The organism is Marinomonas lutimaris (assembly GCF_019426345.1).
In the GTDB taxonomy this organism is placed as follows: Bacteria; Pseudomonadota; Gammaproteobacteria; order Pseudomonadales; family Marinomonadaceae; genus Marinomonas; species Marinomonas lutimaris.
Window position 1 is genome coordinate 1 of the sequence record NZ_JAHLLW010000002.1, and the last position, 16,605, is coordinate 16,605.

Annotated in this window: 10 protein-coding genes and 10 tRNA genes; 15 read left to right on the plus strand and 5 right to left on the minus strand. The window is 41.8% G+C overall.

Going from position 1 to position 16,605, the window contains the following annotated elements; translation table 11 throughout:
- Nucleotides 1–31: 31 nt before the first annotated feature.
- On the plus strand, nucleotides 32–6,979 hold the full coding sequence (locus tag KPL72_RS02940) for a DUF5801 repeats-in-toxin domain-containing protein (RefSeq protein WP_219701815.1): 6,948 nt from the start codon (nucleotides 32–34) through the stop codon (nucleotides 6,977–6,979).
- 109 nt (nucleotides 6,980–7,088) lie between these two features.
- On the opposite strand, the gene msrA is transcribed toward KPL72_RS02940, so the two are convergent.
- Nucleotides 7,089–7,748 (minus strand): peptide-methionine (S)-S-oxide reductase MsrA, encoded by a 660-nt coding sequence (gene msrA / locus KPL72_RS02945; protein WP_212918562.1) that lies wholly within the window; start codon nucleotides 7,746–7,748, stop codon nucleotides 7,089–7,091.
- Between the two features lie 289 nt (nucleotides 7,749–8,037).
- Between msrA and KPL72_RS02950 the strand changes: the two genes are divergently transcribed.
- The 11 genes from KPL72_RS02950 (at nucleotide 8,038) to KPL72_RS03000 (ending at nucleotide 10,637) form a co-directional block, all read left to right on the plus strand.
- Nucleotides 8,038–8,114 (plus strand) — tRNA-Met (locus KPL72_RS02950).
- 101 nt (nucleotides 8,115–8,215) lie between these two features.
- Nucleotides 8,216–8,292 (plus strand) — tRNA-Met (locus KPL72_RS02955).
- Between the two features lie 75 nt (nucleotides 8,293–8,367).
- Nucleotides 8,368–8,444: transfer RNA gene (locus KPL72_RS02960), tRNA-Met, on the plus strand.
- A gap of 75 nt (nucleotides 8,445–8,519) precedes the next feature.
- A tRNA-Met gene (locus tag KPL72_RS02965) sits at nucleotides 8,520–8,596 on the plus strand.
- Between the two features lie 186 nt (nucleotides 8,597–8,782).
- A tRNA-Met gene (locus tag KPL72_RS02970) sits at nucleotides 8,783–8,859 on the plus strand.
- A gap of 186 nt (nucleotides 8,860–9,045) precedes the next feature.
- A tRNA-Met gene (locus tag KPL72_RS02975) sits at nucleotides 9,046–9,122 on the plus strand.
- Between the two features lie 74 nt (nucleotides 9,123–9,196).
- A tRNA-Met gene (locus tag KPL72_RS02980) sits at nucleotides 9,197–9,273 on the plus strand.
- 74 nt (nucleotides 9,274–9,347) lie between these two features.
- Nucleotides 9,348–9,424: transfer RNA gene (locus KPL72_RS02985), tRNA-Met, on the plus strand.
- 74 nt (nucleotides 9,425–9,498) lie between these two features.
- Nucleotides 9,499–9,575 (plus strand) — tRNA-Met (locus KPL72_RS02990).
- Between the two features lie 74 nt (nucleotides 9,576–9,649).
- Nucleotides 9,650–9,726 (plus strand) — tRNA-Met (locus tag KPL72_RS02995).
- 494 nt (nucleotides 9,727–10,220) lie between these two features.
- On the plus strand, nucleotides 10,221–10,637 hold the full coding sequence (locus tag KPL72_RS03000; protein WP_219701816.1) for a GFA family protein: 417 nt from the start codon (nucleotides 10,221–10,223) through the stop codon (nucleotides 10,635–10,637).
- 103 nt (nucleotides 10,638–10,740) lie between these two features.
- Here KPL72_RS03000 and KPL72_RS03005 read toward each other — a convergent pair whose 3' ends face one another.
- Both KPL72_RS03005 and KPL72_RS03010 read right to left on the minus strand, forming a co-directional pair.
- Complete coding sequence (locus KPL72_RS03005; protein ID WP_219701817.1) at nucleotides 10,741–11,262, minus strand: NADPH-dependent FMN reductase; 522 nt, start codon at nucleotides 11,260–11,262, stop codon at nucleotides 10,741–10,743.
- Nucleotide 11,263: 1 nt separating this feature from the next.
- The gene (locus KPL72_RS03010) at nucleotides 11,264–12,457 is read right to left on the minus strand and encodes an MFS transporter (protein ID WP_219701818.1); all 1,194 of its coding nucleotides are present in this window, start codon (nucleotides 12,455–12,457) and stop codon (nucleotides 11,264–11,266) included.
- A gap of 121 nt (nucleotides 12,458–12,578) precedes the next feature.
- Here KPL72_RS03010 and soxR point away from each other — a divergent pair, with 121 nt between their 5' ends.
- Nucleotides 12,579–13,028 (plus strand): redox-sensitive transcriptional activator SoxR, encoded by a 450-nt coding sequence (gene soxR / locus KPL72_RS03015; protein WP_219701819.1) that lies wholly within the window; start codon nucleotides 12,579–12,581, stop codon nucleotides 13,026–13,028.
- Nucleotides 13,029–13,111: 83 nt separating this feature from the next.
- Here soxR and KPL72_RS03020 read toward each other — a convergent pair whose 3' ends face one another.
- Together KPL72_RS03020 and KPL72_RS03025 are read right to left on the minus strand one after the other, a co-directional pair.
- Nucleotides 13,112–13,264 carry a hypothetical protein gene (locus tag KPL72_RS03020; protein WP_219701820.1) on the minus strand — a complete coding sequence of 51 codons (153 nt, stop codon included), beginning with the start codon at nucleotides 13,262–13,264 and terminating at the stop codon, nucleotides 13,112–13,114.
- A gap of 116 nt (nucleotides 13,265–13,380) precedes the next feature.
- Nucleotides 13,381–14,643, minus strand: a complete 1,263-nt coding sequence (locus tag KPL72_RS03025) for a hypothetical protein (RefSeq protein ID WP_219701821.1) — start codon at nucleotides 14,641–14,643, stop codon at nucleotides 13,381–13,383.
- A 271-nt stretch (nucleotides 14,644–14,914) separates the two neighbouring features.
- On the opposite strand from KPL72_RS03025, the gene KPL72_RS03030 reads away from it, so the two are divergent.
- Together KPL72_RS03030 and xylF are read left to right on the plus strand one after the other, a co-directional pair.
- Nucleotides 14,915–15,409 carry a DUF2165 family protein gene (locus tag KPL72_RS03030; RefSeq protein WP_219701822.1) on the plus strand — a complete coding sequence of 165 codons (495 nt, stop codon included), beginning with the start codon at nucleotides 14,915–14,917 and terminating at the stop codon, nucleotides 15,407–15,409.
- 188 nt (nucleotides 15,410–15,597) lie between these two features.
- Entirely contained in the window at nucleotides 15,598–16,599 is a 1,002-nt protein-coding gene (gene xylF / locus KPL72_RS03035; protein ID WP_212918565.1) for a D-xylose ABC transporter substrate-binding protein, read from the plus strand.
- Nucleotides 16,600–16,605: the final 6 nt, after the last annotated feature.

The window sequence follows — 16,605 nt, forward strand, 5'->3', positions numbered from 1 at the left end:
GACCATCGACGACGCGCAAGATGCGCCAGTGGTGAGCATCGTTAGTACGGCGGTTAATGCGGACGGTGACACTGTGATTGAAGGTCAAGGCGCGGTGTTCACCGTGACGTTAAGCAATGAAAGCACCTCGGATCAAACGTACGACTTCAGCTTGACGAACGGCACAGCGGGCAGCGACGACTACGACACAGACCTGTCGAACGTGACGTTCAGCGGTGGTGTCACTTACGATGCGGACAGTGGCAAGATCACAGTCCCAGCGGGCGTGACCGAGTTCACGGCGACGGTCGCGACGACCGATGACACGATCGACGAAGCGAATGAAACGTTCACGTTGAATGTGGGCGGCGAGAGCGGCACAGCGACGATTATAGACAACGACTTAGATACGCCAAAGGTGTCTATTATTGACGATGTTGATAATGATGAATTTATTAGTAAAGCTGAATTGGGTGATGATAACGTTCAAGTTGAGGTGGCTGTAAATGGTGAGAAGTTGCAGCTTGGAGGTGTTGTTACTCTTACGATTGCTAATGGTGATGGTCAGGAACGTACAGTTTCTTTGTCTCTGAATGTTAATGGTGATTTAGTTGATGAGAACGGCACTCCTCAAATTTCGTTTAGTTATAGTGATGGAGTTATAGCATGGACTGAAAATGTCATGGACGGAGATGCCATAACCGTATCTGCCTTCCAGACAGATGCTCATGGTAATCAATCTGCAATAGGTGCTGATACTGCAACTGTTGATATAACAGCTACAGAAGCTCCAACCGTTACAATCACGGAAGATGTTAATAATGATGGTGTAATTAGTAATGCTGAACTAGTAGGTAAAGTAAATGTCGAGATAGGTTTGCCAACAGGTGCAGTTGCTGGTGATACTTTAACCGTAACTGGGCAAGAGCCTATGGTATTGACGGAGGAGCAAATAACGGCTGGAAAAGTGCAGTTTGAGTTTGATCGTCTTAAAGATGGTTCTACCTTGGTAGTTGATGCAACTGTTACTGATAAAGCCGGTAATGTTTCTGAACCGGGAACAGACAGTGCGAAATTTGATACTTTAACTATCGCTTATATAAATGATAATGGCGCTCCAATAGAGGGTGATAATGCTGAATTTATTGTCACTCTGACTCAAGCTACAAGTTCTGATGTGACGATCAAGTTATTACCTACCTTCGATAGCGCTGCAAGTGCTGATGATGTTGATCTTCAGAATATGACTGCTAGTTATGTTAATTCATCTGGTGATACGGTGATGTTATCTATAACTGAAAATGGAAATGTGACCATCCCTGCTGGTGTGATTTCTATAAATATCAGCATCCCAATAGTTGATGATGCCATTGTTGAAGGGGTAGAGCATTTCAAATTAGCTATCAAGGGGGTAGATGGTGTTGTTGCCTCTGATTCCGCAACAATTGGTATCATTGACAATGATTTCTCTGACGGTGATGAAAATGTTTCCACTGCTGAAGATCATGTGACATCAGGTAATGTGCTTAATAATGTTACTAATCTAGCTAGCATTTTTACGGTCTCAGTCAGCTCTTTTACTGTGAATGGGCAGACTTATAGTCTGACGGATTCCGATTCTAAGATAGCTACTATTTCTGGTGTTGGTACCTTTACTCTTTCTGCTGATGGTGGTTATAGCTTCATCCCTGAACAAGATTATAACGGTTCTGTGCCTGACATTTCATATACTGTTACTAATGGCTCTGGTACGGATGTTACTTCCACCTTGTCTATTGAGGTTACAGCTGTTGATGATGTGACAGTGACTGTTAGCGATAAAGGATTGACTAATGAAGATACAACTCTTTCTGTAAATGCGGCAAACGGCGTTCTGTCTAATGATTCAGATGTAGATAGTGCTTTTACTGTTGCAACGTATTCTATAAATAATGTTACTTATCAAGCTGGTGACACGGTTGTAGTCAAAGGTTCTGGTGATGATTCGGATAAAGACATCGGTTCGTTAACACTTCGAGCAGATGGTTCTTATGAATTTGTGCCAGCTGCTGATTGGTCTGGTGATGTTCCGACGGTTAGCTATACAACATCTACAGGCGAAAGTGCGGATTTGGATATTAATGTCGTTCCAGTTGCTGATGCACCTAAGGTCGAGCTTACTATAACGGCTTCAGAATCGAATGAAGGCTCTAATACTGGTGGCATTACTCAAGTTAACGGTGGTAGTGGTCAACCAGGTGGTTTTGATGTTCAAAACGGCCAAATTATCAAAATTGGTGATGGCGTTCGTGTGTGGTTGACTAAAGGTGATTCAGTACCAGAAATTGCAAACCCAGACTCTGAACATCCTGGCGTAGTAGAGTATTACGGGGATGGCAATCCTCATGGGTCTTCAAGTTACGCTGATATATTTGTCGTTCATCCAGATAGCGGTTGGTTCTATACACAGTCTGATTGGAATGGGCGTGAGGAGTTGAGAGATCTTAATTCTGTATTAGGTGGATCTGTTTCTCAGCAGAGTCCTGATGCAATGAAGGATTATATTTTCTTATCAGGTGATACTACAGGTTTTGATGTAAGTTTCGGTCCAAATAATAGAAATGGTAATTTTAATACTATCGACAGTATTGTTGTTAAATATGATAACCAAACATTGATTAGTGGCAGCAATCAAATAGAAGGTGTTATCTATGGTAATGGTACACTTGACGGCCCTAATCAAGATGACACAACAATTGAAACAATAGCTACTAGCCAAGAGTTTTTGGTTGATGTATCTGCTGAACTTACTGATACGGATGGTAGTGAAACACTTTCTGGTATTACGCTCTCTGGTATTCCTGATGGTGTTGATGTTGAGCTTGTTGGAGCGCGTGCAGGCGTTACTCTTACTCTTGGTGATACAGGTTGGGTTATTAGTAATCCGGATGGAAAAGATTTAACCGGAATTCAGTTAAAAATGACTGTGCCGCAAAATTCTGATGCGTTCACTATTAGAGCGGAAGCTATAACGACAGAGAAAGTAGGCGGCAGTACTGCTGTTGGATCTTATGCAGCTGAATTTGTTGATACTGATACAGTTCCAACTATTACTGTTAATAATGAAGCCCTTGCTAAACTTAATGTGCTTACGGATGACTCAGATCTAGTTGCTGAGAATTCTGTTTCTGCTACTACGACTGATTTTTCTAAAGTGTTCGATATCGGTTACGGTACGGATGGCCGTGGTGATGTTGCTTATGAAATTAAGCTTGCAGAATCTTCAGTTGCCACTGGCTTTACTGTATCCAGGACGGGTGAAGAGATTAGTTTGTCATTAGATGGCGGTAAATTAGTTGGTTTGACAGAAAGTGGAACGAAGGTATTCGAAGTTACTGTTGATGGTGATGGCAAGGTCTCTATGATCCAATATCAAGCAGTTTCACACCCTGATACGAACAGCTCTGATGAACAGGTTTCATTGAAAGATTTGGGTGTTAAATTAGCTATAACAGCTGCAGATGGAGACAGTAATACGTCAGCAGGAGATTTGGGTTATGTTGAGGTTGATCTTGGTTCACATCTTAAATTTGAAGATGACGGTGTCACTATTTCTCAAAATGAGCCGGCAGAGGGTTACCATGTCTCGACGCAAGGCGTAACTCAAGTTGTCACTGGTAGTTATAGCTTCGCGGTAACTGGTGCGGCATGGAGCCCTTCCGATTCTGCGAACTCAGGACATACTGTTAATGGATCTATATATCAAGCTGATGGGTTTACCATTCAAGCTATTGGGTTTGATACAAATGGCAACCTAACCCAAGCGCAAGTCTTCCAAACAGATTATCGTGGTCTGTCTGTTTATAGTCCTGAAGCCTCATCTTCTATTGACGAGCTAGCAAGTGAAATTTCTATTCGAAATGGTCAATCGGAAGAGATTGTATTTAAACTTGAGCCTGGACATTTAGCATTTGGTATTAATGCGCAATTAAGTTCTCTTTTCATCAGTGGTGAACAAGGTGATGCAGCGAATGAAATTGCAAAAGCAGTATTTTATCGTGATGGTAAAGAAGTGGGTTCTACGACTAACTTTACTGCGGATTCATTAGGTGGTCATTTGACGACAGATTTAACCTCAATTCCGGGCGGTTTTGATGAGGTGCATTTCATTGCAGTTGATAACGGAACGAACTCCAATAATGCGACTAATAGTGATTTTGCTATACAGTCTATTTCTTTTATCGGGGTCGATTCTGCTCAGCCTATCGCAAGTGCAACTGGTCAAGTAACCGCAAGCTCAGCTGATGGTATTAGTGATTTCAAATTAACTGGCTTGGTCGATGATTTAGGTTATACCGTTACTCTTAGTGATGATGGCCATACCCTTACAGCGAAAGATACTGATGATCATAAAGTATTTGAAGTTAAGTTAAGTGAAAAAACAGGCGCTTGGGATATTCTGCAATATCAGAATATAGCTAAAGATATTCAGTTTACAATAGCGGCTATCGATAGTGATGGGGATAGTGCAACCACTACAGTTAAGCTTGAATTAGCTGGTGTTGCTAGTGAAGCTCCCACTGTTGAAATTACCGAAGATTCGAATAATGATGGCGTGATTAGTGCTGATGAATTGAATGGTGCAATTGATGTAAAAGTGACTTTGCCAGAAGGTGCAGTGGTTGGTAATACGATTACGGTAAGTAATGGAACAACAAGTACTAGTATCGTATTGAATGCGGCCTCTATTGCAGCGGGGTTTGTGGCGACAACATTTGCGAACCCTGGGGAAGGCAAAGATATCAATGTCAGTGCGACACTTAGTGATAGGTATGGCAATACTTCTGATACTGGTACGGATAGCGCGACAATTCATACCGCAGTTTCTGTATCGGAAGAAGGTTTGGTTAATGGCAACCCTGATAATCTAGGGAATCCGGATACGACAAATAGCGCAACCACATCAGGTAAGTTCTTTGTTCATGAGAGTGATAATTTACCGGTATCGTTAGTTCTACCGAACGAAGATATACAATTGAAATCAGGTGGAGTGGAGCTGACTTGGACGTTGAGCGATGATGGTCATACGTTAACAGGATCAGCTGGAGACAAAACCATTTTGGTCGTTACATTGAACGGAGATCTTGATAGTTCAGGAAAAGGCTCTTATAGCGTGACGTTGGAAGGAGCTCTAGATCAACCTTCGGCTGGTGAGGAAGACACTGTTTCTGTGCCGTTCGAGATTAAAGTGGGTGATGGATTAGCTGTAACGACACAAACAGTTACTGTGTCTATTGAAGACGATTCACCTAGTGCTGTAACAATGAATGCGACGTTTAATTTAGAAGGGGTGGATTCCTACTCTGTTAGTAATTTGGCTGCTGGTTTTTCTTCTTCTTATTATTACGATCGCAATGGTAATAATAACTCTGATGGGATGCAGTTTAATAACACAGACAATGATTCATATCAGGATGCGATAATTTGGGGGAAAACATCTGACTCGGATAGCATATATAGTAGTGTTGTCGTTAGTGAATCGGTTGCACATAGCAATGTTTCAATTGATGATGAGGTAATTGTCGCTTCGATTACCCATAGAAATAATGCGACTTCTCAGAGTGAGGATTCATTTTCGCACTCAAACTTTAATGTGGATGTCACCTTGACCATTGGTGGCAAGCAAATCACAGTAAATCTATCATCATTGTTAACTATTAATGAAACGGCGAATAACACGACTAACAGCGGAGATGTTTTAACGCTAGAAAATAGCAGTAAGACAATTATTGTCGGTGGTGTTAGTTATAATGTTTACCTTGATGGTTTCTTGGTGAATGGCGCTATAACAAATACTGTTACAACACCTGAAAATAAAACAGTCACCTATAATATAGCTGCTCATGTTGAGCCTATTGGCTCAGTCTTAACGAGTTCCATGTCAGGTATGCTTGAAATAGATGCTGGTGCGGATGGCTTAGATAAAGTGATAGAAAATACGACCAGTAACAACAATGGAACCTTTGTTACTAACTCAAATGGAAGCTATGTCTTTACTGCCAGTGCTGCACTTATTGGTTCTTTAGGAAAAGGGCACTCTAAAGTTGTGAGCTATCAATATACAGTGATTGATAACGACGGCGATTCTGTTCTTAACACCATCAATATTACTGTAAATGGAACAGGTAGTACGGTTACTGAGTCAAGTGATACTACTTTTGAAGATATGAGCCATTTGGTTGATCAAGTATATGCAGGAACCTCTTCAATACAAACAGGAGCTGGTTATGATGGAAATATATTTAATACAAATTGGAATGATGGTGGTTGGAGTAATACCCTTTATGGTGGCGACTCTAGTTTATTGAAGAGTGGCAATGATACTATCCATGGTAACGGCGGGAACGATACTATATATGGTAGGGGCGGTAACGACCTTCTTACTGGTGATGATGGTAATGATTGGATAGATGGTGGAAGTGGCAACGACAGCATAAGCGGCGGAGCAGGAAGCGATGAGCTTTATGGAGGTTCTGGTAATGACTTGTTAGATGGCGGAAGTGGTAATGATTACCTTTCTGGTGGAGCAGGCAATGACATCTTAATTGGTGGCGCTGGTGATGATTCGTTACTTGGCGGCGATGATAATGATGTTCTAATCGGTGGGTCAGGTAATGATACCTTAACTGGTGGGGCAGGAGCTGATTTGTTCGTGTTAAATAATGCTTCGATCGATACCATTACTGACTTCAATGCTAAGGACGATGCGCTAGATTTAACAGATCTTCTGACTGGCGTAGCTGGTGACCCAGGTGCTGATGCGTCCGCAGATGCGATTGCGAGCTTCTTGTCAGCTCATGTTACTGTTACGGATAAACATGTAAAAGTGGATGGCAGCGATGTCGCTACATTTGGTTCTGGTTCTAACTTTGATTCAAATGGAAGTGGCAGTGTTACTGCTGCTGACTCCATCAAAGTCATCTACAACGACCAAGAGTACAACATCAATATTGATGGCTAATCTTGCTCTGACATAGAGACCACTAAAAAGGCCGAATCGTTTTTCGATTCGGCCTTTTCGTTTCTGTAACTTGTTCAGTTTAGAGAGTGATCTCCCCGTTAACTAAAAACTACACGCCTAAGCCGATAGGGCAGCTCACGCCAGTTCCAGCTAGTCCGCAGTAACCGTTCGGATTTTTATGAAGATACTGCTGATGATATTCTTCAGCGAAGTAATAAGTTTCAAGCGGTTCGATTTCTGTGGTGATCATGCCGTGACCTGCAGTAAGTAATTCTTTTTGGAATGCAGCCTTACTAGCTTCAATAATTGGCATATCTTTATCATTAGTTGTATAGATAACAGAGCGATATTGGCTGCCTATGTCGTTGCCTTGGCGCATGCCTTGAGTTGGGTCGTGGTTTTCCCAGAAAACCTTAAGCACGCCCTCTAGCGAGATAATAGAGGTATCAAACACAACTTGTACGACTTCGCTATGTCCTGTTTGTCCTGAGCAAACTTCTTCATAAGTTGGGTTGGGTGTAAAGCCGCCAGCATAACCAACAGAAGTGACGATAACGCCGGGAGTATTCCATAGTTTGCGCTCGGCACCCCAGAAACAACCCATTCCAAGAATAACCTCGGATTCATTAGGTTTTTCAGAGCGGACAAACGGTTCATTGTTGACAACGTGTATACCTGAGATTTTTAAAGGCGTGCTTCTACCGGGTAGGGCATCGGCTTCAGTGGGGATTGCTGATTTTTTTAGAATGGCTTCAATATTGCTGGGCATGATTGGCTCCTAACCTATTGGTCGAAAATATTGGATGGCTACCTTTTACCTTGTGGTAGCGTAGGATACAAGTATTTAAGCTTCTCTATATCTAATTAGAGGCTGAGTCTGTTTGGTATAGGTAGATAATGAGGCAGAAAGAGTTTTTTTCAACTAATCCTATCTAGTTCTCTTGCAGCGCTTGACTCTTAGATTAATCTACCTATAATACGCACCTCGTTGGCAAGGGTTGAGCGAATTAGCTTAACCAACAAGAATTGATGAATGATTGTTGTTAACGATGATTAGTCGCGGGATGGAGCAGTCTGGTAGCTCGTCGGGCTCATAACCCGAAGGTCGTTGGTTCGAATCCGGCTCCCGCAACCATATTAAAAAAATGGTCGTTGGTTCACTTTTTAATTAAGAAAAGGGCTCCAGCCAAAACTAATCAAATGAAGTTGTTAGTGATGTAAAGAAAGTTAATTTGTCGCGGGATGGAGCAGTCTGGTAGCTCGTCGGGCTCATAACCCGAAGGTCGGTGGTTCGAATCCGGCTCCCGCAACCATTTATATTTATGTCGTCATATCATTTATTCAGTACTAAAAGATAAAATCTAAACTCTATAAATTGTTTAGTATGTCGCGGGATGGAGCAGTCTGGAAGCTCGTCGGGCTCATAACCCGAAGGTCGTTGGTTCGAATCCGGCTCCCGCAACCATTTATATTTATTTAGTCATATAATTTCTTCAGTACTAAAAGATAAAATCTAAACTATATAAATTGTTTAGTATGTCGCGGGATGGAGCAGTCTGGTAGCTCGTCGGGCTCATAACCCGAAGGTCGTTGGTTCGAATCCGGCTCCCGCAACCATTTTACTATAGGTCGTTGGTTCACTTTTTGTTAAGAAAAGGGCTCACGCAACCATCTTACAGTAGGTCGTTGGTTCACTTTTTAGTTAATAAAAGGGCTCCAGTAACCAAGTGAATTTAGTTATCTTGACATATTTTTATCTTTAATTTCTGCATATAAACTATATAAATCAATAGTTTAATCTGTCGCGGGATGGAGCAGTCTGGTAGCTCGTCGGGCTCATAACCCGAAGGTCGTTGGTTCGAATCCGGCTCCCGCAACCATTTTACTATAGGTCGTTGGTTCACTTTTTGTTAAGAAAAGGGCTCACGCAACCATCTTACAGTAGGTCGTTGGTTCACTTTTTAGTTAATAAAAGGGCTCCAGTAACCAAGTGAATTTAGTTATCTTGACATATTTTTATCTTTAATTTCTGCATATAAACTATATAAATCAATAGTTTAATCTGTCGCGGGATGGAGCAGTCTGGTAGCTCGTCGGGCTCATAACCCGAAGGTCGTAGGTTCGAATCCTGCTCCCGCAACCAAATATCAGATTTGGTCATACAAATATTCAGAAATACATTACTAAAAAGTAAGCTATATCAATAGTTTAATCTGTCGCGGGATGGAGCAGTCTGGTAGCTCGTCGGGCTCATAACCCGAAGGTCGTAGGTTCGAATCCTGCTCCCGCAACCAAATATCAGATTTGGTCATACAAATATTCAGAAATACATTACTAAAAAGTAAGCTATATCAATAGTTTAATCTGTCGCGGGATGGAGCAGTCTGGTAGCTCGTCGGGCTCATAACCCGAAGGTCGTAGGTTCGAATCCTGCTCCCGCAACCAAATATCAGATTTGGTCATACAAATATTCAGAAATACATTACTAAAAAGTAAGCTATATCAATAGTTTAACTTGTCGCGGGATGGAGCAGTCTGGTAGCTCGTCGGGCTCATAACCCGAAGGTCGTAGGTTCGAATCCTGCTCCCGCAACCAAATATCAGATTTGGTCATACAAATATTCAGAAATACATTACTAAAAAGTAAGCTATATCAATAGTTTAACTTGTCGCGGGATGGAGCAGTCTGGTAGCTCGTCGGGCTCATAACCCGAAGGTCGTAGGTTCGAATCCTGCTCCCGCAACCATTTCAAAATTCGTAGGTTCACTTTTAAGTTCAAACAAGTGCTCCCGCAACCATTTCAAAAGTTCGTTTATTCCCTTTCTTATCAAGAATACTGACTCCCTCAGCCATATTTCAAATTCAAAAGTTTCGCTAAAAGTAATACTATATTTATAGTTTATTTTTTTCGTGATAGTCGTTCATCTGATGCCACTTTTAATCTCTTAAGTACAGTCGTTCGAAGGTCGTTAGTTCCTTGTTTAATGAAGCTAACTTATGGATGCTGCTGTGTACATCCTAACTCGTCAACGAAACTTAACGATCAGCGATATGATTGTCTTACCACCACCATTTGATATATCTGTGAATAATAACCAGCCTGTTTATTGTTAGTGACAGTTGAAAGTGATATCTAAGGTGTTTTTATGCATAACAAACGAAGAATTTTTATCATTTGATCAATTTTTCTAAGTTTTTTGCTATAAATTAAAACCACAATAATTGCTTAAAAGGAATTCTATGTATCACGGGAGCTGTTTATGCGGGGCGGTAACATTAGAAATTCATGGTGGTATTGATTCCATTATTCACTGCCATTGCTCTAAGTGCAGAAAAAGCTGCGGCACTGCATATGCGACGAATGGGTTTGTCGCTACAAAAGAGTTAGTGATAAAAACAGGGCAGGAGCTGGTTGCATTTTATGAGACTTCGCCTGGGAAAAAACGTCACTTTTGCAGGGTGTGTGCTTCCCCAATTTTTAGTAGCAACGAACAATCACCGAATCAACTGCGTTTACGTCTTGGTATTTTAGATTCTGATATTGATGAAAGACCGCAATCGCATAACTTTGTGTCATCAAGCGCTAATTGGGATGATTTTGATGCCAATTTACCTCGTTATGTTGCTCACGAACCAAGTCGGAATAAAAGTAATTAAAAATGTTTAGGTGAAAATGACAACTCTTTTGCTTTTTAATAATAAGCACCACGCATACCCTTAATGATCTAAGTATGCGTGGCGCAATACATTTTCTTAAAGCTTAGAGTTTGCTGATTGCTGTAAGTAAGTTCTGGTTAAATGTCTCATCAGTTACGACACCTTTATTTACATCAAAGTTATCGAAGAAGCTCGGTAGTGATATTGCATTGATTACGTTCGCTGCAAAGTAGGGCGCTGAGGCTTGTGCAGCGGCTAAAACACTTTGTGCTCCGCTTGGGCCGGGTGAAGTAGACAGCATTATTACAGGTTTATTTTGGAAGACTTTCATGTCTATTCGAGATGTCCAATCGAACAAGTTTTTATAAGCCGAGGTATAAGAACCGTTGTATTCGGCGAATGACATCACGATGCTATCGGCCGAGCCTATTGCCTTATAAAAATCATGCGCGAGCTGCGGAATGCCTGACTCTTTTTCTCTGTCTTCGCTATAGATTGGCATTTCAAAGTCGTCAATGTCGATTAGTGACACGTCTGCGTTGTTGATTTGCTGGGCAGCATAAAAAGCCAGTTTCTTGTTGATAGAGTTTTTGCTGTTGCTTGTGCCGAAGGCCAGTACTTTCATTTTAGTTTCCTTTGTTGACGTTTGTCGTGAGAGTAGATTGTTTTTTCAGAGTGGCTGCGCCTGCAATGGCTAGAACTAAAGTAAAAGCCCCTGCTAATAAGTAAAAATCGCTGTACCCCAATTTGGCGATAAGAGCTGAGGTGACAAAAGGTGAAACAAATTGCCCAATGAAGATGCTGCTGGTCAGTACGCCAGATGCGAGTCCGCGTTTGTGGCTTGGCACAAGTTCCATGCCTTTTACCATGAAATTTGGCATTACTAATCCCATGCAAGCGCCCATGAGGCCGCAACCGAGAATCACCAAGCTGAACGATGTGGCTTGTGATAGCACGAGCATGCCAATGCTCATGGTAATAAAGCCGATGAGTGCGACGCCATAGCTTTGGATTTTGGCAACCAGCTTGCCAAAAAATACGCCGGTTATCGCGGCGACTAATGTCCCCATTCCGATTGCCAAGCCTGATTTACTTGGATCAGTGATACCAATATCGGCCATAAAAAATGGAATTTGTGTTGGTAGGATATAAAACACGACTAAGTGGCAGAAAACGAGAATAGAGCAGCCAATGAGCGGTAGTGTCCAGCTGGTATTAGTATCGTCTCGTTGGTTATCGCTGGGCTGATTGGTTTGCTTGCTGTCACGAATAGAAAGGAATATGAGCGGAAGCAACAGAATAGCACTGGCGTAGATATAAAAAGGCAGTCGAGCGCTGATGCCTGCTAAATAGCCCGCTGTGACGATGAAAAGAATGCCGCCAATATTAGAGAAAGCTTGTTGCAGCCCCATAAATTGGCTTCTTTTCGGACCAGAATAATAATCGGTGATTAGCGCGGTTATAGCCGTCATGAGCCCAGCAACACATATGCCTAGAATGGCTCGGCTGATAATAATGGCTTCTATTTCTTGTAGCTTTGCACCAGCTGCACCTGCGATGGCAAAGACGATAGTCGCAATGATTATTTGAATTCTGCGGCCGAATTTATCGGCTGTCCAGCCAAGTATTGGAGCAAAAATTACTACAAACAAAGCTGGAATAGGTAATAGCATTTTTACCAAGAAATCGGCAGATGGTGTTCCTGAGAACTCATTGGCCAAACCGGGTAATGCAGGGGCAATAGTCGCGTTGGACATCACCGTTAGCGTGGAGATCAGTAGCAGGCAAAGTGCTCTGGGGTCTAATGGATTTATTTTCATTAAGGCTCTCTTTTTAGAAATAGACAGTATTTTTCCAAGTGCTTTCTCCCGTGCTGAGCTTGAGTTCACTTGGATTTGTGTCTATTCTGCTACCTAAACTTAAGTTGAGGTCAAGCGTGAAATGCGAAAAATAATAATGCCTGAGTGGATTTCAGTGGGAGTGTTAAGTGAAAGGACCGGAGTGTCTGTGTCGGCTTTGCATTTTTATGAAAGAAAAGGCTTGATCAAGAGTCAAAGAAATACCTCTAATCACAGACAATATCCAAAGCATGTCATTCGGATTGTTTCTCTTATTCAGGTTGCTCAGCGGACAGGGTTTTCTTTGGAGGATATTTTATTGGAGCTTGAAGGGTTACCAAACCGAACTCGCGTCACCCTAGAAGATTGGGAAGCGTTGGGGCTAAGGTGGCAAGGTGAGTTAGAAAGGAAGATAACTCAATTAACGGAACTAAAAAACATGATGTCCGATTGCATTGGTTGTGGCTGCCTTTCTCTGGAAAGATGTCGGCTTCTTAACCCATACGATGAATTAGGCGCAAAGGGCACAGGTCCACAACGGATGACCGAATAAGCGACATCGACCTGTTAACGCCTATTTTTCCTCAGGTATGTCTTTGATTATTTGTGAAATTGCAGGGTTGTTGCTGAGATCGGCTAGATCGATGAGGTATTTTTTTCGAGTTCTGGTATAGCTTGATCAGCAAGTAACTCTTTGAGTAGCGCTTCTTCATTATTTACTATGGCTGTTTTGATCGCGGCAAAGTTAGCGATGCTCGGGTTATTTTTATGAGTGGTGTTCGTTTTCATTGTTCTACTTCCTTTTACGTTTAATTAAAAATCGAACTTGGTTTTAATTACCACACTAAAGGGGGAACACTTAAAATGCAAAATACCATCGTCACATCGAATAGGTTTACAGCGTTCTACAAAAAAAATCCATTGACTAAACTGCAAAGTAACCACATAAAAATAGCGTAGTAGATACTGTTAGTGACTATAGTCTTGGTTGGTATTTGATAGCGGCTAGTCATTAATAATCCCAGCCCCGTTAGTCCACTACTGCCTGCGGAAATAGCCCAAGCGCTTAAGAATAAAAAGCCTAATTGAGTAGGATCTGGATGCAGTGGCAGTAGCATTGGACTAGCAATAGCAATGCTTACAACAGGATGTATGCCGATAACGCCAGCGGCAATCATGATGGCAAGCGTTAGCGAAAATAGTATTGGGCTGAAACTAAAACTCTCTAAATTAAAGAACTCTGGATAACTCAATATTATCGCGCTAATGCCATTTGAAAATATTCCCGCCGCGAGAAATAGAGCAAATTGACTGCCGATCTGTGGCAGCTTGTGGTTCACGAAATGCAGTAGGCTTGCTTTTCTAGAGGCAGTGCGCATTAGTAACAGAGTCGCGCTTGGCGCCAAAAGGCAGATAAGTACTAGTATGCTGATATTGGGCCAAATAAAGTGAAAAAATATAACGCTCGAAGCTAAAAACATAGGAATAAAAAGACTTTCACGGCGAATTGGATAGCCGTTGAAATCGCCTTTTGTACGTTTATACGCCTCGATACTGGAAAAAATGATGGCAACTAATCCCATTGCAATGCCTGGAATAAGTGTTTTTTGCCACTGCATGCCTGGTGCATAGATTATAGCTACACCCGTTGCCACGAAGAAGGGTGACCACCAAGCCGCAGCAGAAAAATTACGAGTCAGTATAAATTGTTGTACCGGACTTAATTTGATTATTCCCTTCATGCGATCTGCGAACACCATAATCACCGATAGATTAATCACTGCGCCTAATACTTGAACGCCAATAGCCGTGTTGAATATGGCGCTGAAGCCTTTTGGTAAAGGGCGTTTTTCATCTGTCGAGTTGGTTAAATCTAAAAATGAAACGGCAACAAACATGGCCAACATCGGCAGGTTCACTGCAAAAACCTGCTGCCAAGTCATCCATGTGCCTTTTGACCCTGCGAACAGCAATGCTGCTATTCCTATTGCCATTAGCCAAGTGACTTGGCGTTTCGCGCTTGGCGCTAAAGTATGCCACATGGCGATATTAGCCCCCCACGCTAATAAGGTAGGAAGTAACACAGGGATGAAGTGAGCAACGGATAAGAGATAAAAAACCAAGGTGCCAAGCACAAACCAACCAGTGTATTTTTTGAGTAGATTCATTGTAGTTCTTAGCGTCCTTGTGTCATGTAGGTGCTTTGCTTAACGCTTTCTTGTTAACAATCGTGATCTAAACGGTATTTTAGATAGGCTCTAAATAGTGATGTATCTGTAGGCGATGGGCAAGAGGTGGAGTACTTATTATCGTATATCCGTTTGTATTCAGCGAGACAGTTACGGCTAAATTCAATATTTGCTTACTCTTCATAGCTTTGATATAGATTCTTTCGCTTTAACAAATAATATATCAATCATCTCAAAAGGATAGGATCAGATGAATCATTTAAGAACAATCAAAATCGTACTAGTTGGCTGTGTTGCTCTGTTCGCAGGGTTGGTGGCTTTTAATAATGTTGTGGATTACGGTTCTAACTTTGCGTTTGTCCAGCATGTATTAACCATGGACACGACGTTTGAATGGAATGAATTAAAATACCGTGCTATCGATGAACCTCTTTTGCATCACGGATTTTATTGGTTGATTATCTTGGCTGAAGCTTTAGTTGGTATTTTGTGTGCGTTGGGTGCATGGAATATGTGGCAAAAGAGAAAGTCAGATAAAAAACAGTTTAATGCTGCAAAAGCACTGGCAAATTTTGGTTTAGCACTTGGTGTGTTGCTTTGGTTTACCGGATTTATGACCATTGGCGCAGAATGGTTCTTAATGTGGCAGTCGCAGATTTGGAATGGGCAAGCTTCTGCGTTTCGTTTTATTGTCGTGTTGTTTTTAGTGCTTATCTTTATTAACCAAGTTGAAGAAGAGTTTTAGTTAGCTCGTTCAAAAGCTGCTCTTATGTATCATCAAAGCCCTTTGGATTGGCGTCCAAAGGGCTTTTTTGTAAAAACGCTAAACGGAAACAAAAAAAGATAATACCGCTTATTAAAGCGTCGATTTACATTCGTCTCACTCCATCAGGAGATCGTTCACTTTTAATAAAAATAACAAGGAATGAAAAGATGAAAAAAATCCTTTCCATAAGTTTGCTGGCAACACTCTGTGCAGCAACATCTCTTCCTGCATTGGCGGCGGGTGAGAAAATCGGTTTGTTGATGTCTGACTTACGATTAGAGCGCTGGCAGAAAGATCGAGATTTGTTTACTGAAGCGGCCGAATCTATGGGTGCTAAGGTTTACACACAATCTGCCAATGGTGATGCAAATACACAAATTTCTCAAATTGAAAACATGATTTCCCGTGGTGTCGATGTGTTAGTTATTGTGCCAGAAAACGGTGAAGTACTCGGTAATGTTCTGGCAGAAGCCAAAGCTGAAGGTATTAAAGTACTGGCCTATGACCGATTAATTAAATTCGCCGACATCGATTTGTATGTGTCTTTTGACAATATTCGTGTGGGTGAAATGCAGGCCGAAGCTTTACTGAAGCGTAAACCAAAAGGTAATTATTTTCTGATGGGAGGGTCGCCAACAGATAACAACGCGAAGATGTTCCGTCAAGGCCAAATGAACGTACTGCAACCTGCGATTGATTCGAAGAAGATCAATATAGTCGGTGACCAGTGGGCAATGGGTTGGTCGGCAGAAGCGGCATTGAATATTATGGAAAATGGTCTTACTGCCAATGCTAATAAAATTGATGCGGTTGTAGCGTCTAACGATTCTACCGCTGGTGGTGCGATCCAAGCACTAGCTGCACAAGGTTTGAGTGGTAAAGTGGTGATTTCTGGTCAAGATGCTGATTTAGCATCAGTGCGTCGTATTGTTGCTGGCACACAGACTATGACGGTTTACAAACCGATTTCGAAACTGGCAAAAACCAGTGCTGAAATGGCGGTTAAGCTAGCTCGTGGTGAAAAAATCAAAGTTAATGGCTCGGTTAACAACGGCAAAAAAGATGTGGATGCCGTGTTGTTAACGCCGATTTCGGTTACCAAAGACAATCTAGATTCAACTGTCATTGCTGATGGCTTCCACTCTCGTAACGATGTTTACAATCCTTAGTTTTCC

Bases quoted from the DNA above. Each gene is read 5' to 3' on its own strand.
- KPL72_RS03020 (WP_219701820.1), bottom strand. From the start codon at position 13,264: ATGAAAACGAACACCACTCATAAAAATAACCCGAGCATCGCTAACTTT.
- soxR (WP_219701819.1), top strand. From the start codon at position 12,579: ATGCGAAAAATAATAATGCCTGAGTGGATTTCAGTGGGAGTGTTAAGT.
- xylF (WP_212918565.1), top strand. From the start codon at position 15,598: ATGAAAAAAATCCTTTCCATAAGTTTGCTGGCAACACTCTGTGCAGCA.
- KPL72_RS03005 (WP_219701817.1), bottom strand. From the start codon at position 11,262: ATGAAAGTACTGGCCTTCGGCACAAGCAACAGCAAAAACTCTATCAAC.
- msrA (WP_212918562.1), bottom strand. From the start codon at position 7,748: ATGCCCAGCAATATTGAAGCCATTCTAAAAAAATCAGCAATCCCCACT.
- KPL72_RS03030 (WP_219701822.1), top strand. From the start codon at position 14,915: ATGAATCATTTAAGAACAATCAAAATCGTACTAGTTGGCTGTGTTGCT.
- KPL72_RS03000 (WP_219701816.1), top strand. From the start codon at position 10,221: ATGTATCACGGGAGCTGTTTATGCGGGGCGGTAACATTAGAAATTCAT.
- KPL72_RS03025 (WP_219701821.1), bottom strand. From the start codon at position 14,643: ATGAATCTACTCAAAAAATACACTGGTTGGTTTGTGCTTGGCACCTTG.
- KPL72_RS03010 (WP_219701818.1), bottom strand. From the start codon at position 12,457: ATGAAAATAAATCCATTAGACCCCAGAGCACTTTGCCTGCTACTGATC.